This window comes from Paracoccus nototheniae, assembly GCF_004335005.1.
In the GTDB taxonomy this organism is placed as follows: domain Bacteria; phylum Pseudomonadota; class Alphaproteobacteria; order Rhodobacterales; family Rhodobacteraceae; genus Paracoccus; species Paracoccus nototheniae.
This window is the reverse complement of sequence record NZ_RQRT01000008.1, coordinates 45925-65940: the sequence shown is the minus strand read 5'-3', so window position 1 is coordinate 65940 and position 20016 is coordinate 45925. Positions and strand designations below refer to the sequence as shown.

At 65.4% G+C, this 20016-nt stretch carries 27 protein-coding genes and 1 tRNA gene; 9 read left to right on the top strand and 19 right to left on the bottom strand.

Features of this window, described 5'->3' with window-relative positions:
- The first annotated feature begins 187 nt into the window (after nt 1-187).
- Entirely contained in the window at nt 188-1150 is a 963-nt protein-coding gene (gene cobD / locus EG885_RS05850) for a threonine-phosphate decarboxylase CobD (protein ID WP_131573542.1), read from the top strand.
- A gap of 30 nt (nt 1151-1180) precedes the next feature.
- Here cobD and EG885_RS05845 read toward each other — a convergent pair whose 3' ends face one another.
- Entirely contained in the window at nt 1181-1477 is a 297-nt protein-coding gene (locus EG885_RS05845) for an alkylphosphonate utilization protein (protein WP_131573541.1), read from the bottom strand.
- A 134-nt stretch (nt 1478-1611) separates the two neighbouring features.
- Here EG885_RS05845 and EG885_RS05840 point away from each other — a divergent pair, with 134 nt between their 5' ends.
- From EG885_RS05840 to EG885_RS05825, 4 genes are all read left to right on the top strand, one after another.
- Nucleotides 1612-2121, top strand: coding sequence for a hypothetical protein (locus EG885_RS05840; RefSeq protein WP_242679522.1), 510 nt, complete (start codon nt 1612-1614; stop codon nt 2119-2121).
- Between the two features lie 56 nt (nt 2122-2177).
- Complete coding sequence (gene ppk2 / locus EG885_RS05835; protein ID WP_131573540.1) at nt 2178-3083, top strand: polyphosphate kinase 2; 906 nt, start codon at nt 2178-2180, stop codon at nt 3081-3083.
- A gap of 80 nt (nt 3084-3163) precedes the next feature.
- A complete protein-coding gene (locus EG885_RS05830) occupies nt 3164-4027 on the top strand; it encodes a PhzF family phenazine biosynthesis protein (protein ID WP_131573539.1) in 864 nt (287 codons plus the stop codon).
- Nucleotides 4028-4097: 70 nt separating this feature from the next.
- The gene (locus tag EG885_RS05825; protein WP_131573538.1) at nt 4098-4559 is read left to right on the top strand and encodes a tellurite resistance TerB family protein; all 462 of its coding nucleotides are present in this window, start codon (nt 4098-4100) and stop codon (nt 4557-4559) included.
- Between the two features lie 33 nt (nt 4560-4592).
- On the opposite strand, the gene EG885_RS05820 is transcribed toward EG885_RS05825, so the two are convergent.
- From EG885_RS05820 to EG885_RS05810, 3 genes are read right to left on the bottom strand one after another with little or no spacing between them, the layout of a single operon-like run.
- On the bottom strand, nt 4593-5903 hold the full coding sequence (locus tag EG885_RS05820; RefSeq protein ID WP_131573537.1) for an NAD(P)/FAD-dependent oxidoreductase: 1311 nt from the start codon (nt 5901-5903) through the stop codon (nt 4593-4595).
- Nucleotides 5900-7255: a glutamine synthetase family protein gene (locus EG885_RS05815; RefSeq protein WP_131573536.1), complete on the bottom strand. Its 1356-nt coding sequence runs from the start codon at nt 7253-7255 to the stop codon at nt 5900-5902. The genes EG885_RS05820 and EG885_RS05815 overlap by 4 nt, the downstream gene beginning before the upstream one ends.
- The gene (locus EG885_RS05810) at nt 7252-7962 is read right to left on the bottom strand and encodes a type 1 glutamine amidotransferase (RefSeq protein ID WP_131573535.1); all 711 of its coding nucleotides are present in this window, start codon (nt 7960-7962) and stop codon (nt 7252-7254) included. Before EG885_RS05810 ends, EG885_RS05815 begins: the two co-directional genes overlap by 4 nt.
- A 147-nt stretch (nt 7963-8109) precedes the next feature.
- Between EG885_RS05810 and EG885_RS05805 the strand changes: the two genes are divergently transcribed.
- The 3 genes from EG885_RS05805 to EG885_RS05795 all read left to right on the top strand — a co-directional run bounded on the left by EG885_RS05805 (nt 8110) and on the right by EG885_RS05795 (nt 9924).
- Entirely contained in the window at nt 8110-9249 is a 1140-nt protein-coding gene (locus tag EG885_RS05805; RefSeq protein ID WP_131573534.1) for an aminotransferase class V-fold PLP-dependent enzyme, read from the top strand.
- Nucleotides 9250-9312: 63 nt separating this feature from the next.
- The gene (locus tag EG885_RS05800) at nt 9313-9774 is read left to right on the top strand and encodes a GNAT family N-acetyltransferase (protein WP_131573533.1); all 462 of its coding nucleotides are present in this window, start codon (nt 9313-9315) and stop codon (nt 9772-9774) included.
- 73 nt (nt 9775-9847) lie between these two features.
- Nucleotides 9848-9924 (top strand) — tRNA-Arg (locus EG885_RS05795).
- An 82-nt stretch (nt 9925-10006) separates the two neighbouring features.
- Here the strand turns inward: EG885_RS05795 and EG885_RS05790 are convergent.
- Genes EG885_RS05790 through EG885_RS05770 form a run of 5 tightly spaced genes read right to left on the bottom strand, consistent with a single transcriptional unit; the run spans nt 10007 to nt 11913 of the window.
- Nucleotides 10007-11008, bottom strand: coding sequence for a tyrosine-type recombinase/integrase (locus tag EG885_RS05790; protein ID WP_165571052.1), 1002 nt, complete (start codon nt 11006-11008; stop codon nt 10007-10009).
- On the bottom strand, nt 11005-11196 hold the full coding sequence (locus EG885_RS05785) for a hypothetical protein (RefSeq protein ID WP_131573531.1): 192 nt from the start codon (nt 11194-11196) through the stop codon (nt 11005-11007). The genes EG885_RS05790 and EG885_RS05785 overlap by 4 nt, the downstream gene beginning before the upstream one ends.
- Nucleotides 11197-11198: 2 nt before the next feature.
- Entirely contained in the window at nt 11199-11387 is a 189-nt protein-coding gene (locus EG885_RS05780; RefSeq protein ID WP_131573530.1) for a hypothetical protein, read from the bottom strand.
- Nucleotides 11384-11689: a hypothetical protein gene (locus EG885_RS05775; protein ID WP_131573529.1), complete on the bottom strand. Its 306-nt coding sequence runs from the start codon at nt 11687-11689 to the stop codon at nt 11384-11386. The genes EG885_RS05780 and EG885_RS05775 overlap by 4 nt, the downstream gene beginning before the upstream one ends.
- A gap of 2 nt (nt 11690-11691) precedes the next feature.
- The gene (locus EG885_RS05770; protein WP_131573528.1) at nt 11692-11913 is read right to left on the bottom strand and encodes an Arc family DNA-binding protein; all 222 of its coding nucleotides are present in this window, start codon (nt 11911-11913) and stop codon (nt 11692-11694) included.
- Nucleotides 11914-12016: 103 nt separating this feature from the next.
- Between EG885_RS05770 and EG885_RS23440 the strand changes: the two genes are divergently transcribed.
- Nucleotides 12017-12364: an Arc family DNA-binding protein gene (locus EG885_RS23440; protein ID WP_131573527.1), complete on the top strand. Its 348-nt coding sequence runs from the start codon at nt 12017-12019 to the stop codon at nt 12362-12364.
- A 415-nt stretch (nt 12365-12779) separates the two neighbouring features.
- Here EG885_RS23440 and EG885_RS05760 read toward each other — a convergent pair whose 3' ends face one another.
- From EG885_RS05760 to EG885_RS05715, 10 genes are all read right to left on the bottom strand, one after another.
- Nucleotides 12780-13277 (bottom strand): hypothetical protein, encoded by a 498-nt coding sequence (locus EG885_RS05760; protein WP_242679525.1) that lies wholly within the window; start codon nt 13275-13277, stop codon nt 12780-12782.
- Between the two features lie 12 nt (nt 13278-13289).
- Nucleotides 13290-14363, bottom strand: a complete 1074-nt coding sequence (locus EG885_RS05755) for a phage portal family protein (RefSeq protein ID WP_131573525.1) — start codon at nt 14361-14363, stop codon at nt 13290-13292.
- 1 nt (nt 14364) lies between these two features.
- Nucleotides 14365-14919, bottom strand: a complete 555-nt coding sequence (locus EG885_RS05750) for an HK97 family phage prohead protease (protein WP_379107471.1) — start codon at nt 14917-14919, stop codon at nt 14365-14367.
- On the bottom strand, nt 14916-16151 hold the full coding sequence (locus tag EG885_RS05745; RefSeq protein ID WP_131573524.1) for a phage major capsid protein: 1236 nt from the start codon (nt 16149-16151) through the stop codon (nt 14916-14918). Before EG885_RS05745 ends, EG885_RS05750 begins: the two co-directional genes overlap by 4 nt.
- A gap of 9 nt (nt 16152-16160) precedes the next feature.
- On the bottom strand, nt 16161-16493 hold the full coding sequence (locus tag EG885_RS05740) for an HNH endonuclease (RefSeq protein ID WP_131573523.1): 333 nt from the start codon (nt 16491-16493) through the stop codon (nt 16161-16163).
- Nucleotides 16484-18112, bottom strand: a complete 1629-nt coding sequence (locus EG885_RS05735; RefSeq protein WP_131573522.1) for a terminase large subunit domain-containing protein — start codon at nt 18110-18112, stop codon at nt 16484-16486. Before EG885_RS05735 ends, EG885_RS05740 begins: the two co-directional genes overlap by 10 nt.
- Nucleotides 18109-18318, bottom strand: coding sequence for a hypothetical protein (locus tag EG885_RS05730; protein WP_131573521.1), 210 nt, complete (start codon nt 18316-18318; stop codon nt 18109-18111). The genes EG885_RS05735 and EG885_RS05730 overlap by 4 nt, the downstream gene beginning before the upstream one ends.
- A 378-nt stretch (nt 18319-18696) precedes the next feature.
- Complete coding sequence (locus tag EG885_RS05725) at nt 18697-18936, bottom strand: hypothetical protein (protein ID WP_242679520.1); 240 nt, start codon at nt 18934-18936, stop codon at nt 18697-18699.
- The gene (locus tag EG885_RS05720) at nt 18933-19469 is read right to left on the bottom strand and encodes a head-tail connector protein (protein ID WP_131573520.1); all 537 of its coding nucleotides are present in this window, start codon (nt 19467-19469) and stop codon (nt 18933-18935) included. Before EG885_RS05720 ends, EG885_RS05725 begins: the two co-directional genes overlap by 4 nt.
- A complete protein-coding gene (locus EG885_RS05715) occupies nt 19466-19936 on the bottom strand; it encodes a hypothetical protein (protein WP_131573519.1) in 471 nt (156 codons plus the stop codon). The genes EG885_RS05720 and EG885_RS05715 overlap by 4 nt, the downstream gene beginning before the upstream one ends.
- Nucleotides 19937-20016 lie beyond the last annotated feature (80 nt).

Sequence of the window (20016 nt, the reverse complement as noted above, 5' to 3'; positions counted from 1 at the left end):
CTCCTGCCGTGGTCCGCCCCGCTGCGTGTGGGCGGTTGCACAACACCGGGCGGGTCTGCCCGGATGCCTACACCACATATCGTGTAGGCCTTTGCCGCCTGTGTAAAGCGGGAATCACCGGCCCGCCCGCCCGCTTGCAGCGGGACGCGGGCTGGCCTAGCAGAGCGCAAAGGGGCAAGAGGGCGCGATGGCACGGGATCACGGCGGCAATCTGGATGCGGCGGTGGCACGCTTTGGGGCGGGCGACTGGATCGACCTGTCGACGGGCATCAACCGCCGCCCCTGGCCGGTGCCTGCGGTCACGGCCAGTGCCTGGCGCGCCCTGCCGACCGCCGAGGCCGAGGCCGGGCTGATCCGCAGCGCCGCCGCTTGGTTCGGCTGCGACCCCGCGCAGGTGCTGCCGGTCGCGGGGGCCTCGGCGGCCATCCAACTACTGCCGCGCCTGTTGCCGGGGCGGCGGGCGGCGGTGCTGACGCCCAGCTATAACGAACATGCGGCCAGCCTGACCGCTGCCGGGTGGCAGGTCAGCCCCGCCGCCGACAGTGCCGCGATGGCGGGCGCCGATCTGGCCGTGGTGGTCAATCCGAACAATCCCGATGGGCGCGAATGGACCCCCGCCGCGCTGATCGCGCTGGCCCGACAGGTGGGTTGGCTGGTGGTCGATGAAAGTTTCGCCGATCCGCGCCCCGATCTGTCGCTGGCCCCGGATCTGCCCGCCAATGCGGTGGTGCTGCGCAGCTTTGGCAAGTTCTGGGGGCTGGCCGGGCTGCGGCTTGGCTTTGTCATCGCCGCCCCGGATCTGCTGGAACGGCTGCGCGAGGCCGCCGGGCCGTGGTCCGTCAACGGCCCCGCCCTGCAGATCGCGACGCAGGCGATGGCCGACCGGGACTGGGCGGATCAGACGGTGCTCTATCACAGCGAGGCGAGCCTGTATCTTGAACAACTGGCCAGTCGCGCGGGCTGGCAGCCGCTTGGCGGCACGCATCTGTTCCGACTGTATGATACCCCGGATGCCGGGGCCGCGCAGGACCGGCTTGCCCGCGCCCATCTGTGGACGCGGCGCTTTCCCTATTCCGACCGCTGGCTGCGGCTTGGCATCCCCGGCAGCCCGCAGGAATGGGACCGGCTGGCGGCGGCTTTGCGGGCCTGACGCCCGCGCTGTGACCCCCGCGCGGTGACCCTAGCGTTTGCGCAGAAACTCGGTCCGCAACACCAGCCCGCGCATGCCATCATGGCGGCAATCGACCTCGGCCGGGTCGTCGGTCAGGCGGATGGCGCGGATGACCGTGCCCTGCTTGATCACGGTGCTGCTGCCCTTGACCTTCAGATCCTTGATGACGACGACCTGATCGCCGTTTTCCAAGGGCGTGCCGGCGCTGTCGCGGACAGCCCCGCCGGACGCGGCCTCGGCGGCGATGTCGGCAGCAGGGCGCCATTCGCCGCTGGCCTCGTCATAGACATAATCGTCGTCGGCCATGCTGTGTCCCCCCGGGTTTCGTCCGCCGCGCGCGGGCGGCTGTCCATCACGGCTTAGGCCCGCCGATCCCTTGGCGCAACCGCGCATGATGGGCTGGCATGCGGCGGCGTCCTTGGTCATGATGGGCCAAAAGATTGACGGGACCGACCGACGCCATGTTTCGCCCTGCCCTGATGACGATCCTGATGCTGATGGTGACCCTGATGCTGGCGCCCCCGCTGCCCGCCACAGCCGATGCGCCGCTGGTGGTGCTGGACCGCACGCAGCTGCCCTTCGATCTGGGACCGGGCCATCCGGCCAACAATCCCGCCCGCGCGGCCAACGCGCCCCATGCGGCGTGGAATTCTGCCGGAAACACCGCCAATTCGCAGGCGATCAGGGGCAACCGCCCCGACAATCCGGCCAATGAGCAGCGGGTCATCTTTACCTCGGACGGGTCGGTGCTGGGCTATTACGCGCCCAATGCCGGGGGGGTGCTGAACCTGTTCGATCTGAATGGGCGGCGCATCGCCTATCGTCCGGCGCGGGGCACGCAAAGCCTGTTCACCACCCAAGGCGCCTGGTGCGGCACCGTGGACGGGCTGCGCGACGGCGGCATGGTTCTGGCGGTCACGCCGGAATGCGCGCGGCTGTTCGTCCGCTGACACATGACTGTCACACTTCCATCCTAGACCGCAGCGACACATTCCGGAGACGTCTGATGAGCGACACCTACAAGGACTGGCTGGAAGCCGAGCTGCAGGAGAATCTGGACGAGGATATCGAGATCGAGCTGGAAGACGCCGTTCTGTCCGCCGAGATCCGCCGCATCTATCGCAGCCACCATCCCGACCAGATGGACCGCAAGACCTATTTCCACGAGCTTCTGCGCCTGCAATCGGAACTGATCCGCCTGCAGGACTGGGTCAGCCATCACAAGGAAAAGGTCGTGGTGATCTTCGAGGGCCGCGATTCGGCTGGCAAGGGCGGTGCGATCAAGCGGATCACACAGCGCCTGAACCCGCGCGTGGCCCGCGTCGTGGCCCTCCCCGCGCCGTCCGACCGCGAAAAGACCCAATGGTATTTCCAACGCTATGTCCCCCATCTGCCGGCGGGCGGAGAGATCGTGCTGTTCGACCGCAGCTGGTACAACCGCGCGGGCGTGGAGCGGGTGATGGGATTTGCGTCCGAGGACGAGGTCGAGCAGTTCTTTCAGGACGTTCCGGAATTCGAGCGGATGCTGGTGCGCTCGGGCATCCGGCTGGTGAAATACTGGTTTTCCATCACCGACGAGGAACAGCAGATGCGGTTCCAGATCCGCATCCACGATCCGCTGAAACAGTGGAAGCTGTCGCCGATGGACCTGCAGTCCCGCATCCGGTGGGAGGCCTATACCAAGGCCAAGGAGGACATGTTCGAGCGCACGAACATCCCCGAGGCGCCCTGGTACATCGTGCCGGGCAATGACAAGAAGCGGGCGCGGCTGAACTGCATGGACCATCTGCTGGGCATGATCCCCTATGCCGATGTCCAGCACGAACAGATCAGCCTGCCCGAACGGGTGTTCAACCCCGATTACGAACGCGACGTGCTGCCGCGCGAATTGTTCGTGCCGCAGAAATACTGATAGGCGGAAGGGGGCTCCCGCCCCCGTCGCCTTGGCAGGCGACTCCCCCGGGGATATTGGGGCCAAGATGAAAGGGCGTCATGCTGGAATTTCATATCTATGACGTGTTCACGGACCGGGCGTTCTCGGGCAATCCGCTGGCGGTGGTGATGGGGGCGGACGGTCTGAACGCCGCGCAGATGCAGATCATCGCGCGCCAGTTCAACCTGTCCGAGACGATCTTCGTCATGGCACCGCGCGATCCGGCCCATCGGGCGCGGGTGCGGATTTTCCTGCCGGTGGCCGAGCTGCCGTTTGCCGGTCATCCGACCATCGGCTGTGCGCTGCATTTGGCGGGCGGCGCCGATGGGGCACTGGTGCTGGAGGCCGAGGCCGGGCCGGTGCCGGTTGCGATCACGGCGGGGCTGGCGGAGTTCGAGGCCCCGGTGCTGCCGGTGCTGTCGCCGCAGCCTGTGACGCCGGGGGCGGTGGCGGCAGGGCTGGGGCTGGAGGTCGGTCAGGTGGGCTTTGGCGCGCATCGCCCCTGCATTGCCCATGCCGGGCCGGGATTCGTCTTTGCGCCGCTGCGCGATCTGGCGGCCCTGGCTGCGGCACGGCCCATGAGTGAGGCTTTTGCGGCGCTGACCGGCGATCTGGACAAGCTGTATTGCTATGCCCCCGATGGCGCGGGCTATCGGGCGCGGATGTTTGCCCCGGCGGCGGGCATTCCGGAAGATCCGGCGACCGGTTCGGCAACGGCGGTGCTGGCCGCCGCGCTGCTGGAGGCGGGCGTGCTGCCCGAGGGCGCGGCGCGGATCGCGCTGCGCCAGGGCGTCGAGATGGGGCGCCCGTCCCAGCTGGGCTTGCGGATCACCGTCCGGGACGGGCGGCTGGCGCAGGTCTGCGTGTCGGGTCGCGCGGTGCCGGTGGCCGAGGGGCGCATCCGCATTCCGGAGGTCGAGTGACGGTGCGCCCTGCCGCAGATGTGATCGGGCCGGGCTGGACCGCGACGGCCGCGCCGGGCAGGGTCTGGCGATGATCCAGAATTTCCTGAGCCGTTTGATGGGCAAGACGCCCGGTCCCGCAGCCTTCGATGCCGATGAGGCCGAGCTGGCGATTGCCGCCCTGCTGGTGCGGCTGGCGCGGGCCGACGACCATTACGACGAGGCCGAGCGCCGCCGCATCGACGCGGTTCTGGCGCAGCGCCGGGGCCTGAGCGCCGAGGAAGCCGCAGCGCTTCGGATCGAAGCCGAGGGGCTTGAGGCCGAGGCCAGCGACACGGTGCGCTTTACCAAGCAGATCAAGGATCACATCGCGCTGGAGGATCGCCGGGGCGTGCTGAGCGCCCTGTGGGAGGTCGCGTTGGCCGATCAGGCGCGCGGCGCGGATGAGGACAGTCTGATCCGTCTGGTGGCCGGGTTGCTGGGCGTCAGCGACCGGGATTCGGCGCAGATCCGGCAGCAGGTGATGGAACGGACGGGCCTGCGCCCGGCCTGACTGACTGGCCTGACTGGCCCGAGCGCCCGGCCCTCAGATCCCGAGCCGGTCGCGCAATCCGAACCATGCCATGCCCGCGACCAGCAGCGGCGCGCGCAAGGCCGCTCCGCCGGGAAAGGGCCGCGTCGGGATCGCCGCCATCGCATCGAAACGCGCGGCCTGGCCCCTCACCGCCTCGGCCATCAGGCGTCCAGCCAGCATGGCCAGCGCGACGCCATGACCGGAATAGCCGCTGGCCGACAGGCAGTTCGGCGCGGGCCGGGCAAAGCAAGGCATCCGGTTCATCGTGATGGCCAGCGTGCCGCCCCAAGCATGGGTCAGGGCCACATCGCGCAGTTGCGGATAGACCGACAGCAGATGGGGGCGGACCACGGCCTGAATGTCGCGGGGAAAACGATAGGTCGCCGTTTCGCCCCCGCCAAAGACCAGACGGCGCTGATCGTCCAGCCGCCAGTAATTGACCACGAATTTCGTATCGGCCACGGCGATGCGGTCCGGCAGGATCTCGGGGAAGGCCTTGTCCAGAGGTTCGGTCGCGACGATGTAATTGTTGATCGGCATGACGCGGGCGGCGATGCTCCGGTCCAGCCGCCCCAGATAGCCGTTGCAGGCCAGAATGACGTGATCCGCGCGCAGATCGCCCTGCGATGTGCGGATCCTGCTGGGGGCGCCTGCATGGGGGGCGTGGTCGATCGCCGTGACCTCGCTGCCCTCGTGGACCCGGGCGCCTGCGGCCTGGGCCAGACGCGCCACCCCAAGCGTCAGGGCCAGCGGCTGGACATGACCTGCGCCCCGGTCCAGATCGCCGCCCACATAGGCGGTGCTGCCAATCGCGGCCTCCAGCGCATCGCGGTCCAGCGGCTGCACCTTGTCATAGCCGTAATGCTGCGCCAGATGGTCGGCCATGTGGCGGGCATGGGCGACCTCGGGGGCGGAACGGCAGGCATGGGCGATGCCGTCGCGGACGGGCACGCCCGCGCGGGCGGCCAGATCGCGGGTCAGGGCCTTGGCCTCCTCGCCCAGATCCCACAGCTGGCGGGCCCTGTCGCGGCCCAGATGCGTTTCCAGCCAGTCGACCTCTTGCCGCTGACCAGACCCGATCTGGCCGCCGTTGCGCCCCGAGGCGCCAAAGCCCACCCGCTGCGCCTCGAGCACCGTCACCGACAGCCCGGCCTGGGCCAGATGCAGGGCGGCTGACAGGCCGGTATAGCCTGCACCAATCACGGCCACATCGGCGCGCGCCTCGCCCTGCAGGGGCGGCAATGGCGCCTGTGGGCCGCATTGATCGGCGTAAAGGCTGGGCGGATAGGCCCCGTCGCGGTCGTTCAGATGCAGCAGGTTCATACGTTCAGCAGCAGATGTTCGCGTTCCCACGGGCTGATCACCTGCAGGAATTCCTTGTATTCGTTGCGCTTGACGGATTCGTAGACGGCGCAGAATTCGTCGCCCAGCACCTCGCGCATGGCGGCGTTCTCCATCATCAGATCCAACGCGTCGCCCAGATTATAGGGCAGCTCGTCGCGCGACATATAGGCGTCGCCCAGACATTCGTCGCGGGGATTTTCCGCCTCGAGCAGGCCCAGATAGCCGCAGGCGAGGCTGGCGGCGATGCCCAGATAGGGGTTGCAATCCATCCCCGCCAGACGGTTTTCCAGACGCCGCGCCTCGGGTCCGGAAATCGGCACGCGCAGGCCCGTGGTGCGGTTGTCGCGGCCCCATTCCAGATTGATGGGGGCGGCGAAATCGGGGACATAGCGGCGATAGCTGTTCACATAGGGCGCCAGCAGCGCCACCGCGGCGGGCAGGTGTTTCTGCATGCCGGCGATGAAATGCAGAAAGGCCGGGGTCTCGCGGCCCTGATCGTCCGAAAAGATGTTCTGGCCGGTGGCGATATCGGTGACCGAATGGTGGATATGCATCGCGCTGCCCGGTTCGCCCTCGATCGGCTTGGCCATGAAGGTGGCAAAGCAGTCGTGGCGCAGGGCGGCCTCGCGGATCAGGCGCTTGAAATAGAAGATCTCGTCGGCCAAGGCCACGGGATCGCCGTGGTTGAGGTTGATCTCGACCTGACCGGCGCCGCCTTCCTGCAGGATGCCGTCGATCTCGAACCCCTGCGCCTCTGCGAAATCATAGATGTCGTCGATGACCTTGCCGTATTCATCGACCGCCGACATGGAATAGGCCTGTTTGGCCGCCGCCCGGCGCCCCGTCCGGCCCATCGGCGGGATGATCGGCTGGTTGGGGTCGATGTTGCGGGCGACCAGAAAGAATTCCATTTCCGGCGCGACGACGGGCTTCCAGCCCTTGTCCTCGTACAGTTTCACGATGCGCTTCAGCACATTGCGCGGTGCGATGGGCATCGGGTTGCCCTGCTGGTCATAGGCGTCGTGGATCACCTGAATGGTCCAGTCCGCCGTCCAGGGCGCGGCGGTGGCGGTCGAGTAATCGGGCGTCATCACCATGTCCGGTTCGGTGAACGCACCCGAGGGGTTGTCGGCCCATTCCCCGGTGATCGTCTGCAGAAAGATCGAATTGGGCAGATAGAACTGGTTCTGCCGGGCGAATTTCGACGCGGGCATCGCCTTGCCGCGCGCCACGCCGGCGATATCGGCGACGATGCATTCGACCTCGTCCAGGCGGCGGCCCGCCATGAAATCGCGGGCGGCCTGCGGCAGCTTGTCGGTCCAGTCGGTCATGCGGCACCGTGCGCGTCTTGGCGCACGAGTGCGCGGGGTTGTTTGAAAAACGCCTCGATCCGGTCGGCGATCAGCGGGGACGCCTTGTCCTGCCCCATCCGGGCCGAGGCGTCGGCCAGCAGGTCGTCGGGCACCACGCCCTTGGCGCGAGTGTCCATCAGGCCCTGCACGAAGGCGTCGTCGAATTCGGGATGCGCCTGCACGGTATAGGCCCGGTCGCCATAGATCAGCGCGGCGTTTTCGCAAAAGGCGTTGCGGCCCGCGACCTCGGCCCCCGGCGGCAGGGCCACCACCTGATCCTGATGCCAGGCGTTCAGGCGCAGCGTCGCGCCGTCGAATTCGTAATCCTGCGTGCCGACCGCCCATCCGGCGGGATGCTTGACGACGGTGCCGCCCAGGGCCTGCGCGATGATCTGATGGCCGAAACAGATGCCGACCATCGGCACGCCGTCCTGATGCGCGGCACGGATGAAATCCTGCAGCGGCGGGATGAAGGGATGATCCTCGTACACGCCATGGCGCGATCCGGTCAGCAGCCAGCCATCGGCATCATGGATGCTGGAGGGGAACTGCATAGCCTCGACATGGAAGACCGCAAAGGTGAACCCGCGCCCGTCCAGCAGGCGCATGAACATGTCGGGATAGTCGCCAAGGGCCTGCTTCAGCTGCGCAGGCGACTGGCCGCATTGAAGGATGCCGATATGCATGGAAAACCCGTGTGTTGCTGACAGCTGCGAAGGTAGTCGCGCCATGGGGGTGCCTGCAAGGGGGGAACGGGCCCCAGCCCTTTGGCGGTCTGGCGGCGCGGGGTCGGTTTGGATAACCTGCCCGCAACAGATGCGAAAGGACGCCCCATGCCCCATCAGCGCCCCCAGATCGACCCGCAGGGTCTGGACGAATTCTCGGTCGTGTTCACCGACCGTTCGCTGAACCACATGTCGCAGCGGTTCCAGCAGGTGATGCGCGACCTGTCCGCCACGCTGGCCGAGGTTTACGGCGCCGCGCAGGTGGCGATCGTGCCGGGCGGCGGCAGCTATGCGATGGAATCGGTCGCCCGCCAGTTCGGCCGCGATGCCCATGCGCTGATCGTCCGAAACGGCTGGTTCAGCTATCGCTGGAGCCAGATCTTCGACGCCGGCGGTTTCGCGCGCGAGGTGACGGTGGCAATGGCCCGCCCGCAGGGGAACGAGCCCCAGCCCGCCTATGCCCCGCCCCCGATCGACGAGGTCGTGGCCAAGATCCGCGACACCCGCCCCGATGCGGTCTTTGCGCCGCATGTCGAAACCTCGGCCGGGCTGATCCTACCCGATGATTACATCGCCGCGCTGGCAAGTGCCGCGCATGAGGTCGGCGCGCTGATGGTGCTGGACTGCATCGCCTCGGGGGCGGTCTGGGTGGATATGGCGGCGACCGGGGTGGATGTGCTGATCTCGGCCCCGCAAAAAGGCTGGTCGGCCTCGCCCGCTGCCGGGCTGGTGATGCTGTCGGATCGCGCCGCCGAACGGTTGGCGGCGACGACCAGTGACAGTTTTGCGCTGGATTTGAAGAAATGGCGCGCGATCATGGCCGCATACGAGGATGGCGGCCACGCCTATCACGCCACCATGCCCACCGACGCGCTGCTGGGCCTGCGCGACGCGATGGACGAGACCCGCGCCATGGGCTTTGCCGCAGCCGCCGACGCGCAATGGCGCCTTGGCCGCGCCGTGCGGGCCGAACTGGCCGCGCGGGGCATCCGGTCGGTCGCGGCGGAGGGGTTTCAGGCACCGGGCGTCGTCGTCGGCTATACCGCCGATCCCGAGGTGAAGTCGGGCCGCGCCTTTGCCGCCCTTGGCACCCAGATCGCGGCGGGCGTGCCGCTGGCCCTGAACGAGGGCGATGCTTTTTCCACCTTCCGCCTTGGTCTGTTCGGTCTGGACAAGCTGAAGGATGTGGATGGCACGGTGGCACGGCTGGTGCCGGTCCTGGATCGGGTGCTGATGCCCGCGTCGTGACCCTTTGACCCGCGCGCCCCGCCACGATAGGTCGGGCGGGGCAACGCGCATAGAGGTCCGGGAATGACGCTGACGATCGACAGGGAAAACCCGCTTGGGGCGGATCTGGACGCGCTGTTTCAGCGCCACACCGCCGAGATGCATGCCGACACGCCCCCCGAATCGGTCCACACGATGCCCAAGGATGCGTTGGCTATAGCTGCCATCGCCTTTTTCGTGGTTCGCGATGCGGGCCAGCCCGTCGCGATGGGCGCCATCAAGGATCTGGGCGCGTCCCATGCCGAGGTCAAATCCATGCATGTGCTGGCCGAACAACGCGGGCGCGGCCTGTCGCGGATGCTGTTGCGGCATCTGCTCGCTCATGCCCGGCAGGCGGGTTTTCATCGCCTGTCACTGGAAACCGGCGTGCAGCCCGGTTTCGTCGCCGCCCGCAGCCTCTATGCGCGCGAGGGCTTTACCGAATGCCCGCCCTTTGGCAGCTATCGCGCCGATCCGCATTCCGTCTTCATGACGCTGCTGCTGTAAGGCGTCACGCTTGCCGCGGATGCGATAAGGCTTTGAATGCCGCGCGTTGTGACGGTAAGAGAACGACAGGTCAGGCCCCGTAGCTCAACTGGATAGAGCAATTGACTTCTAATCAATCGGTTGCAGGTTCGAGTCCTGCCGGGGTCACCATTTCTCAGAATCGCGCCGGAATGTTGAGCAATTTCATCATTCTGGCAAAGTGTGTCCCGTTTCTGGGCTTGCGTGTCCCGTTTCATGATCCCTCGACCAACAGTTTGACCATCTTCAGCCGATCGGCTGCGCGGGTGTATCGTTCAACTTCGCCAAGCGTCATATGACCGGCCATGGCTGCGATCTGGTGGGTCGTCGCCCCCTTTTCTGCCCAGTAAACGCAAAACGCTTTGCGCAGGCCGTGAAGGCGCGCAGCCATTCCGGCCTTTGTTGCGGCATCCCGGAACAGGTTTCCAAGGCTTTCCGCCGTGTAGGGCTTGCCCTTCCCGTTCAGGATGAAAGCAGGGGCAATGTGTGCTGTTCTGCCAACCACCGCGCGCAGCTCGGGCGTCAGCGGCACCTGGGCCAGCGTGTTGGTCTTTTGCCGCCGATATTGCAGAACGCCGTCAACCATATTGCGGCGGCCTAGTTTGGCCAGATCGACACGCGCGGCCCCGGTATACAGCGCCAGATCGAACACGAGGCGCTCGACCGACCCAATCGGCCACTTTTTCTGATAGGCGGCGATTTCATCGACACCTGCCGTCGCGAAGCCCTCTGTTTCGGGTCGAACCATTTTCAGGCCGCGCGTCGGATCGGCTGAAATGATCCGCAGCTTATAGGCGTGGAAGAAAATCGGCTTCAGTGCCTTCAGCTCATTCACCGCCGCATTGCCGCCTTTGGCATACAGCGCCGCCTCGATATCCTCAGGCGCAATACTGGACAGCGGGCGGTTGCCCTGAGCCTTGACATACCGACGATAAATCGCGTCGCGGTTCATTTGCGTTGTCCGGGCCAGCTTCGCCCATGCCGGGCTTGCCTTGTAGATATCGAGCGCCCACGCAAAGGTGCCGCCTTTGGGTGTGACCGTTCCCGCAGGGCTTTGTTCCCAACGGGCATGTTCGGCACAATAGGCCGCGAACACGCGCGGGTCGGTCGGGTGCAGACCATGCACCCCAAGGGAGATTTCCTTGTCGCCGCGCCGGTAGGTGTGAAACCACCGGCCCCGGCGCAGCTTGGACCGCAGATATGAAACCGACCTCATGCCTGCACCGCCGAAAATGGCTTGCGGTCCCATCCGCCTGACTGGCGGCGTTCGTCGGGATGTTCGAAGGTGATGCCTTCGGGGCCGACGCGCGCGATGCGCGCGCCGGGATTAACAAGCGTCACGGCCTTGAACGCGTCTTGGATCTGGCGTTCCGTCGGCATGGACGGTGCGGAAGGCCGGGACATGATCAGGCCGCCTCGCTCTGTTCTTGTTCCCAGTCCTTGCCATCCGCAAGCGACAGCAGCGGGGCCGCCAGGTCGGGCAAACCACCTGCGGCTTCACCGCTGCAGAGGACTGCCAATTTCCGGATCTGGGCCGGGGACAGCCGGTCGAGGATCGACAAAAATTGAGCTTCGTTCAGCGGGGCAGAAGTCATGCCGCACCCCCGAAAGCATCCCTGATCGCCGCGTCGTAGCTGTCGGTTTCAACCTCGATCAAGATTGCATTCGCACGCTCCTTGATCGCGCCGATGATGCCTCTTAGAGCCAGCACCTCGGGCGCGCTTTCAAGGTGGCGCAGCTTGTCAGAGTTCAACAGAATGAACATGCCCGCGATGCACAGCTCAAGCTGGCTGTTCATTGCAGCCTCGACCCGATCGCAGAACTGTTCGACCTCTTGATCGGCCTCCGACAGCTGCGCGCGGTCCTTGCTTTCGTCCTTGGTCTGATCCATATTCATGGCTAGATCCTTTCTGAGAGTTGGGATTGCTCAAGACCGTCAGGGTAGCCGCCCTGGCGGTCTTTTTCATGGCTGGTCAGTGCGGCGGACAGGATCATCACCGCATGGGTGTTGTATGACCGCCCGGCTCTGATCGCTTGGATTTTCAGCGCGTCGCGAACGTCTTTGGGCATCCGAAGAGAGGTCGCAACAACCTCCTCACTGCCCGCTGCACTTTGGATCATGATGATTGCCCTCTATGATATGCAATTCCTATGATATGCAAAGCGTAGGATTGCAGTCAAGGTGGAATAATCGCATCTGCGTATCACACAATGGATAAGCGTCATGACAAAACCTCCCAGCAAGCAACTTGATCAGTTTGTAGTGCGGCTCCCTGACGGGATGCGCGACCAGATCAAGTATGCCGCAGAGCTAAACAACCGGAGCATGAACGCTGAGATTGTGGCCAGGCTTGAAGGTTCTTTTGATCCTAGATCAATAAAAGTCTTTGACGCCCGGTCGATCTATGAAGCGAGGCGCGCGGTTAAGGACATTGCCGAGATGGTTGCCAGCCCATCATTCAAGTGGGTTTTGAGTGGGCTTTCGCCTGACCCAGATGGGCGATACTTGCCCAACAGTGACGAGTCCCTGCATGGTGATGGATCTCTGCCCGGCGATGAAAAAGAAAATTAGAGCTTTTCACGCGCGCGCCTGCACCTCTGCGAACAGCAAACCTGCTCGACACGGTGAGGTCTGAACGTCCGACGGCAGACCGGGCATTCCTTTGGATGCCGCGTCCGCTTGCTCTTCCCATAGCATTCATGACGGCAGAACCGCCCGTGCCCACGGAAAACCTTGCCACAATTGTCGCAGGATCTGCGTTTCTTTTCCTGATCGCTTTGACATCTCCAGCTGCATCGTCGGCTGCAGTATATCGTTCCTGGGCGCAGTTCGGGGGCGATCGGTCCGCTACACCACAGGCATTTGCGGTCTGCGACCGTCCGGGCGCGCTTGTCAGCGGCGCGGAAGCGGGCAGCACATGCCTTGTCGCAGTATTCGCGGCGGATCGTGCAGCCTGCGGGCAGTTCAGCGCCGCACCAGGCGCAGGTCAACCCATGCGCGCAGCTATCTGCATCACGTTGCTCTCCTCTGCCCGGCGCATGTTCGAAAGCCACGAATTGAAGGCCGTGCTGCACAGGCGTGAGCAGAACTTGTAATGCCCCTCCGGCAGCGGTGCTTGGCACCGGGCGCAGCGCGTCCGCGCGATCAACGTCCCTTGCTCGATCGTCCATTCCGGCTGTCCCTCATTCCATGTCGGGCGGATCGCCCAAAGGCTGGCCAGCGCAGCCGCGACCAGCTGGCGGGCCGTGTCGTCGGCATCCGCCCATTGCCAGCCTTGCAGGCACAGCGTTTCCCGCATCGCGTGACGCATCGGTCCTTCCAGTCCGAACAATGTTGCCGTGCGACCCTCGACAAACTCATGCCGCATGATGCGCCGCAGACCGGCCACGATGGCTTCGGATCGGTCCTTGCCCAATCGCCCACGCAGGCCATCGCGCTCGCGGCGGCGCTCGTTACGCAGCATCCTCTTTGCGGCGGGAGTCATCACGAGCACGGCTCAATCCTCCTGCCAGTCGATGAAGTTCAGGGCATCCTGAAACGCTACGTCCGCAATACCTGCCGCCTTGGCCTCGGCCAGCGCCTTGACCATCGCGCCCAGGGCGCGGGCCTTGCCGCCGTGGTCGAACGCCTGCATCGGGCGCACCACGTCGATCGTCACCGCATCGCCCAGCTTGTCTGTGGCCTCCTCGGCCAGCAGGTTGGCGATGGGCTGCAGGACCAGCTGAGCCAGATGCCGCTGCGCCTCGCGGACCATCGGGCCGGTGGTCGATTGATTGACCAGACCGGGCAAGATGCCGAACACGCCGTAGATATCGCCCTTGGCCTCGATCAGCAGCTTGTCGGCTAGCGTCTTGTCGAGTTGCGGGGAAAGCTGGTCAGGCGACTTGCCAAGCTGAGGGTGCATCCCTGCCGCGACTGCCTGTGCCACGCCCTCGACCACCAGTGTGGCGCCGCGCCGCCCTCGGAAACCGCCTCGAAGATCTTCCATCTGTTCGGCGCTGCCATCGGGTGTGGGCACGATCTGACTGCCGATCGGCGCATCCCGGAACACGTCGCGCATAGCGGTGGTGATTTCTTCAAGCAATTCAGCCGAGAGACGGGCGCGCGACAGGGGCGCAGATCCCGCCCAGGGCGTCGTGGCATCGCAGCCGATCCGAAAATGCAGCACCTCCCCCGCTAGCACGGTCTCATTCCGCCCTCCCCCAATTTCGGGCAGCCCGACGCGATAGGCGCGGGGCTGGCCGTAGCGGGTCAAGATGTCCCAATCGGTGCAAGGAATGATCTGATCATCCCTGATCAAGAACAAGCATTCGCCACGCAGCGCCAGAGCGCGGGCGGTCAAGGCCATGCTGCGCCGATCCAGCATGTTGGTGCCCCGAACGTCTGCGAGGCTCAAACCTGCCTCCCAGAGGCTCACGGAGGATTGCACCGCTGCCGTCAGTTCGCCCAGACCCGCCGCCCCGGAGATCCACGCTTCGCGCGTGGCCATCAAAGAGGCAGTATAGCCCGGCTGGACGGCGCGGGTTTCGATTGCCGGTGCCCTGCGCCGGAAAATGTCCATCAGCCCCATGTCAGAGCCTCCAACGCTTGAAGTGATGCGTGACCAGGCGTTCGGCCACCTCGCCCACGGGTTGCCAGTTGCGCGCCTCGATCTGCGCTTCCGGATAGGCCGGGCGGGTAACGGCCGAGATTTCGAACAGCTCGGCCGAGGCGATCGTGCGCAGGATGCCCGCGCCGCGCCGCTCGATCCGTTCCCCACCGCGCGGGACGCGGAAACCCGGCGACACGCCCCGGATCAGGCCGGAACCATGCGCGGCCAGAAAATCGCGGGCCCAGCTGGTCCCGCTGTCAATCTCGGCCTCGATCACCAAGGCATCGTCACTGTCGGTCAAGGTCAGGTTGCCCGTCGATCGGGCCGCAAGCGGGCGGTTGAAATCATGCCCGGCCAACAGGTGGATTTCCTCGCCGCGCTCGATCCGGTCGCGGAAGGCGCGCGGGGCGATCACCTCAAGACGCCCCGCCGCGATTTCCGTTTCCCGGCCATAGGGAAAGCGGGCCGTCAGGCGGGTTGCCCCGCCCTCCGACCGCAGCTCAAGGCTGCCATTGTGACCGCCCCACAGCATCATTCGCCCCCGATGCCGGTCAGGATGCGGGTTTGCAGGCCGCGCGGGACGGTGAAGTCCGCAGTGACCAGACCGGTCAGGACCAACTGGCCCGACTGCGCCTTGGTGTAGGGGTCGCGGATCAGGTCCACCCCGCCATAGATGCCCAGATAGCCCGGCGCGATGCCCTGCACGGTGGCCGTCATGATCGCGGTCGCGTCCGGGATCACGTTGCTGATCGCGGGGGTGCCGACATGCTTGGTCAGTCGGTCCCATTCCGACACAGCAGTGCCGGTGATCAGCGCTTCGTCCAGCTCGGCCCAGATGGCGGGGTCGAAGCCCAGATTGACTTGGCTGGCCGAGGTGATCGCATTGGCCTCCATGAAGGCCACGATCTGCGCCCGGAACGCCGCCCAGGTGGCAGCCGCGCCGACAGGGGTGATGGCAATGCCATATTCCTCTGCGCCGGGGATCATGCCCAGAGGCTGGCCCGCCGCGCCGCTTCCCATGATGGCAACACGGTCCAGCTCTGCACCGATCGCCGCATTCAGATCGCGCCGAATGGCCGCTTCCAGCCCGTCGCCCGCCTGTTTCAGCGCCTTGCGCGACAGGATCATCTGCGCGCCGCCCGTGTGATCGGGGTTCAGGCTGCGTTCGGTGGTCTGGTATTCCGACGCCGCGCCGACATTGCCCAGCTCGGTCGTCTGCCAGCCGAACACGGCACCCGCCGTCGCCACCGGGAAGGCTAGTTCGCCCGAGGTGATATTGATGCGCTGGATACCAAGGCGCTCGGCCACGCTGCCGGGAAACAGCCGGTCGATGACGGGGCGGATCACCTTGGGATTGGGCACGTCTGCCGCGATGGTTTCGCCTGCACGGGTTTCCAGCGCCGCCAGAGGAACCGGGATGCCCTGATAGCCGCCCGCGTTGCGCAGCTCGGCCACGATTTCGGCAGTCGCGCCCGACAGCGCCTTGCCCTCGTCCAGCGACAGCGCGACCTGACGCAGCTCGAACCGCCCCATCAGATCCTGCCATTCGCGATCCGACCGGGTTTCCAGATCGGCCCCGGCCTCGCGACGTTCCTGATCCTCGGAGACGAGGGATGCGCGATAGCGGGTCTCATTGGTCCGATACTCGCCGTCCAGCGTTTCCATCTGGCGGGTTTCGTCCTCGGTCGGGGTGGGCTTGCCGACCAGCTCGGCCAGAGCCTGCCGGATTTCCGACTGGCGACGGGCGATTTTCACAGAGTTCAGCATGTGTTTTCCTTACATTGCCGGGTTGGGGGTCGTCGCCAGATCGGCAACGGCTTTTGCCCACGCATCACGCGCGGACGACTGGATCGGGGCGGGCTGGCCGCATTCGATCCGGGTTTTCTTGGTGTGACAGGGGCTGCAAAGGGCCTGTAAATTGGCAGGGTCAAAGGCCCGCTCGGGGGCGTGGCGCACCGGCCTGATATGGTCGATTTCCAGCCTGCCACGCGCGCCACAGCAGCGGCATTTCCAGCCGTCCCGCTCAAGGATGACATGGCGCAAGACCTGCCAACGGCGGGTTGCGGTAACGCGCTTCGAGTGCCGGGTATGTGCTGCCCTCACATCCATTGCACACGCGCCTTCCGCTGCGGGGTCGCCTTCATGCGGGCACCCTGCGCCACGGCCAGCACGGTCGCCGCCGCCGCGTCGATGCGGCCAAGGGACCGGCCCTTGCCCAGCTTGGCATTGCCTGCCGGGTCGATGATGGTGACCGCATCCGAAAAGGCGAAGCGCAGCAGCAGCGACGGCGCGACCTTCAGTTCTCCATCGAACAGGGCACGGCGGAACCGCTCGATGTCCTCGCTGCCGTCCTTCCAGCCGAAGCCGCGCCACAGGAAGGGCACCCGGCCAAGCCCGGCCTTGTTCAGAGCCTCGTTGAACTCGGCCACCCGGAAGCGGTCGCCCACGATGCACACGGGCTGGATGCCGTCGAGCTGGCGCACGATTTCGGCCAGCCACGGGCCGGGCGGCACCGTGTTTTCGCCCATGACGGACAGTTCGCCGCGATCGTGCATTTCGCTGTAGCGCCCCGACACGCCATCGGACGCGCCTCGATCTGCCAGTGAGGGGAAGGCCGGGAACGTGCCCAAGGCTTCAAGCCGTCCGGTGTCGGGCCAATAGAATGCCGCCGCCGACATGCTGCGCGATCCACCCAGGTCCACGCCCAGAATGCAGGGGCCTTCACGGGCGGGCAGATCATCGGGGGCCACCTCGGCAGACAGCCATTCGTCCACCGTGACCAGAACGCTGCGGTTCTCGATCGACACACGCTCATTGCGGTTCAGGTTGCGGAAGCTGGACAGGGCCGATCCGCCGCGCGCAATCGCGCTTCGTGCCTGGGAAACCAGCCAGTCGGCAGACGAGCCGATGCCTTCGGACGCGCCGGGATTCGCCGCCAGCAGCGACGGCAGATCATCGGCGGGCAGGCCGAAGGAAGGCCGGTGTTCCTGAACGTAACTGCCGGGGGGCGGCTGATCCAGCCAGCGCGAAAACGTGTTGGTGTCGTCGGGGGCCGATGTCGAGATGATCAGCGCCCGACCGTCGCGCTTGCCAAGACCCGACAGGATGGCGTTCTCAAGGTCGTCGCCCTTGGCCCGTTCCCATGCCGCGCGTTCGTCCATGATCGCCAGCGTCGGGGAACCGCCGAGAACCGACTTGCCATCAGCGGCGATGCAGCGCGCCAACCCGCCGCCGTTGCCGCCAAATTCGACTTCCAGCTTGGAGCCGCGGCGGATCGTGAACAGCGACTGGTCAGCCTCGGGCAGGCCCCGGATGTAGCCCAGCAGGAAATTGAACGCGATGCGGGCCTGATCGCGGTTGCGGGCTGCGAAGATGATTTCCCGATTGGGCTGAGGGCGTTCCTCAAGCGCGCCGACCAGCTCGGCCAGTGAAAGGCCCGCCGACAGCGCCGTCTTGGCATTGCCGCGCCCGATCGACAGGACGCCGACCGTGACATTCTTGGCAAGTGCCCCTTTCACGAAATTCCGCTGAAAATTTGCCAATTTTAGGGGTTTTCCGGCTTTTTTCCCCTCGGGCACGTGCAAAAGCCCCAAAAACTGAATTGCGCGGATGCCCGGCGATTTTCCCCGGATTTTTTCCAAAAGGGAGAAAGGAACAGTCTGTCGTCGGTCCCCAGCCAAAACCGAAGTCGGGGCATTGGGACCATTTTCAAAGAGGTCAGGGGTCATTGGGACACCGCCCGCGCCACGTCGCGGATGTAGGCGACGGCTTCAGCACGGTCCACGAAAGGCACTTGAACCATCGTCCGCGCCCACACCTTCCGCAGCTCGGTTGCAAACTGTTCATAAGGCAGGCTGACAGGAAGAGCCGGGCGGCCAGTGCTCACCAGCCAAGCGTTCACTGCCAGTCTCGCGCTTTTGTTGTTCAGTCTCATGCCCGTCTCCATTCTCAGCCGTCGCCTATCTTCTGGCTTGCCCATCGGTTCAGCCCGTTGTGACGGTCAGGAAGCGGGTTAAGGGCCGGGGTTGAAAACCCAGCCTTCCCGCCCTGACCGCCGCGATCTTGACCTGCCCATTCGGACGAGCCCGCCGCTTAGGTCAGTCCTGCCTTTCCCAAGGCTCGGACCGCTCTCCCATGTTCGCCGCCTTTGGGTGGCAGCGTGGCCTTAGGGCTTGGAGAGACCGCGTGACGCGGGATAGCTGCCCTTGCGCTCTGGCCCGTTCCCGGTAGCGCTTTAAGACGGATGCGCCGGCTAACCCGTGAAAGCCCGCACCTGTCCGAAGAACCCGCGCACATGGCGCGCGGGGAAGTCTCAGTTTCGCTCGATCAGATCGGGATCGTCGTCGCCCTCGACGGCGGGCAGCTCGGCCACCAGCTGGCGCATGATGGACAGCTGGCGCACACTGGGCACCCAGCCTGCCTTCTTGCGGTCGCGCTGGATGGACAGGGCAAAGCCCCGCGACCAGCCCTTTGCATCTGCGATGACGCGACCCCAACTGAACAGCAGATGGTCCACCTCGGCCACGCCGGTATAGGCATGCTCGGCCCTCATATGCGGACCCCGCGATACCGTCCGACGATCCGGGCAAAATGGGGCGATAGCGCCTGAGCCTTGGGGTCGCCCGGCCCGCGCGCATCGTAATAGGCAAGGGCCTGATCCATGAGGGCATGGGCCAGATCAGTGGGAATTTTATGGCTTTGGTATTCGCAACCTGACGCATACTCGATCACGACCTGTCCGCAGGGACGTGCGCCGGTCAAGCGCAGCACGGGCCACTGGCCGGTCATCGTGTTGAAGTCTTCGAAAGGCTGGCCGTCCGCCGTGGTGCTTACGCTGTCCCAGTCCAGCAGTGGTCCGATGGGCAGGCGGAAAGTGTGCCCACGCGGCCATGCGTCCAAGGTGACCCGCACTGTCTGCGGGAACAGAGCAAGCTGACCATGTTCCTCGGCTTCAAGGACGGCTGCGACGAACATTCGGCGAAGGGCTACATCGTCGTAACCATTGGGATCGACGCGCGCGTGATCTCTCAGATCTTGCAGATCCTCAAGTAACCACGGGGTGCGATCAAGGCGCTGCACGATCATGCCGCCCTCCGTTCTTCGATGAAGATGCGAAAGGCGTCCTGGTCCTCGGGGTCGAGGCAGGCGAAGCAGGCGGCGCAATAGGCTTTGCGCTCGGCGCGGCTGGCGCGGTCGGCCCAGAAACTGGCCTCGGCCATGATTGTGCCAAACAGGGCAATCGGCATCCCGGCCCGCAGGCCATCCAAGATTGCCTCAAGGAAGGGGATTCGGTCGTCACGGTCGCAGTTCAGCACCGCCACGGTTAGGGCGTGTGCCTGTGCCTCACGCTGCATAACGGCCTGCATCTTGAATGCATCGCCGGGATTTTCGTGTCCCGAACCGGTCGCTAAGCCATTGGCGCGCAACGCGCCGTTATCGTGGCCGGTGTCCCGTGCAGTCCCATTGTTTTGATTTGGAAAAACGTGATCTCGCGGCGTCCTGCCGGGGTCACCATCATCATGCCTGCCAGTCGACCGGGTGGGCTGGTGCATGCACCGCCGCCCCTGTTCGATCGGCCTGAAAAAACGCCCGCGAGGACATCGGTCCTGCGGGCGTTCTTCGTTGGATGTCA

Bases quoted from the DNA above. Each gene is read 5' to 3' on its own strand.
- EG885_RS05800 (WP_131573533.1), top strand. From the start codon at position 9,313: ATGACGCTGACGATCGACAGGGAAAACCCGCTTGGGGCGGATCTGGAC.
- EG885_RS05825 (WP_131573538.1), top strand. From the start codon at position 4,098: ATGATCCAGAATTTCCTGAGCCGTTTGATGGGCAAGACGCCCGGTCCC.
- EG885_RS05815 (WP_131573536.1), bottom strand. From the start codon at position 7,255: ATGACCGACTGGACCGACAAGCTGCCGCAGGCCGCCCGCGATTTCATG.
- EG885_RS05720 (WP_131573520.1), bottom strand. From the start codon at position 19,469: ATGATCGTGCAGCGCCTTGATCGCACCCCGTGGTTACTTGAGGATCTG.
- EG885_RS05715 (WP_131573519.1), bottom strand. From the start codon at position 19,936: ATGCACCAGCCCACCCGGTCGACTGGCAGGCATGATGATGGTGACCCC.
- EG885_RS05770 (WP_131573528.1), bottom strand. From the start codon at position 11,913: ATGATCCAAAGTGCAGCGGGCAGTGAGGAGGTTGTTGCGACCTCTCTT.
- EG885_RS05810 (WP_131573535.1), bottom strand. From the start codon at position 7,962: ATGCATATCGGCATCCTTCAATGCGGCCAGTCGCCTGCGCAGCTGAAG.
- EG885_RS05735 (WP_131573522.1), bottom strand. From the start codon at position 18,112: ATGACCCCTGACCTCTTTGAAAATGGTCCCAATGCCCCGACTTCGGTT.
- EG885_RS23440 (WP_131573527.1), top strand. From the start codon at position 12,017: ATGACAAAACCTCCCAGCAAGCAACTTGATCAGTTTGTAGTGCGGCTC.
- EG885_RS05725 (WP_242679520.1), bottom strand. From the start codon at position 18,936: ATGAGGGCCGAGCATGCCTATACCGGCGTGGCCGAGGTGGACCATCTG.
- EG885_RS05730 (WP_131573521.1), bottom strand. From the start codon at position 18,318: ATGAGACTGAACAACAAAAGCGCGAGACTGGCAGTGAACGCTTGGCTG.
- EG885_RS05805 (WP_131573534.1), top strand. From the start codon at position 8,110: ATGCCCCATCAGCGCCCCCAGATCGACCCGCAGGGTCTGGACGAATTC.
- EG885_RS05775 (WP_131573529.1), bottom strand. From the start codon at position 11,689: ATGAATATGGATCAGACCAAGGACGAAAGCAAGGACCGCGCGCAGCTG.
- EG885_RS05760 (WP_242679525.1), bottom strand. From the start codon at position 13,277: ATGACTCCCGCCGCAAAGAGGATGCTGCGTAACGAGCGCCGCCGCGAG.
- EG885_RS05745 (WP_131573524.1), bottom strand. From the start codon at position 16,151: ATGCTGAACTCTGTGAAAATCGCCCGTCGCCAGTCGGAAATCCGGCAG.
- ppk2 (WP_131573540.1), top strand. From the start codon at position 2,178: ATGAGCGACACCTACAAGGACTGGCTGGAAGCCGAGCTGCAGGAGAAT.
- EG885_RS05845 (WP_131573541.1), bottom strand. From the start codon at position 1,477: ATGGCCGACGACGATTATGTCTATGACGAGGCCAGCGGCGAATGGCGC.
- EG885_RS05780 (WP_131573530.1), bottom strand. From the start codon at position 11,387: ATGACTTCTGCCCCGCTGAACGAAGCTCAATTTTTGTCGATCCTCGAC.
- EG885_RS05790 (WP_165571052.1), bottom strand. From the start codon at position 11,008: ATGAGGTCGGTTTCATATCTGCGGTCCAAGCTGCGCCGGGGCCGGTGG.
- EG885_RS05755 (WP_131573525.1), bottom strand. From the start codon at position 14,363: ATGGGGCTGATGGACATTTTCCGGCGCAGGGCACCGGCAATCGAAACC.
- EG885_RS05830 (WP_131573539.1), top strand. From the start codon at position 3,164: ATGCTGGAATTTCATATCTATGACGTGTTCACGGACCGGGCGTTCTCG.
- cobD (WP_131573542.1), top strand. From the start codon at position 188: ATGGCACGGGATCACGGCGGCAATCTGGATGCGGCGGTGGCACGCTTT.
- EG885_RS05740 (WP_131573523.1), bottom strand. From the start codon at position 16,493: ATGGATGTGAGGGCAGCACATACCCGGCACTCGAAGCGCGTTACCGCA.
- EG885_RS05750 (WP_379107471.1), bottom strand. From the start codon at position 14,919: ATGATGCTGTGGGGCGGTCACAATGGCAGCCTTGAGCTGCGGTCGGAG.
- EG885_RS05785 (WP_131573531.1), bottom strand. From the start codon at position 11,196: ATGTCCCGGCCTTCCGCACCGTCCATGCCGACGGAACGCCAGATCCAA.
- EG885_RS05820 (WP_131573537.1), bottom strand. From the start codon at position 5,903: ATGAACCTGCTGCATCTGAACGACCGCGACGGGGCCTATCCGCCCAGC.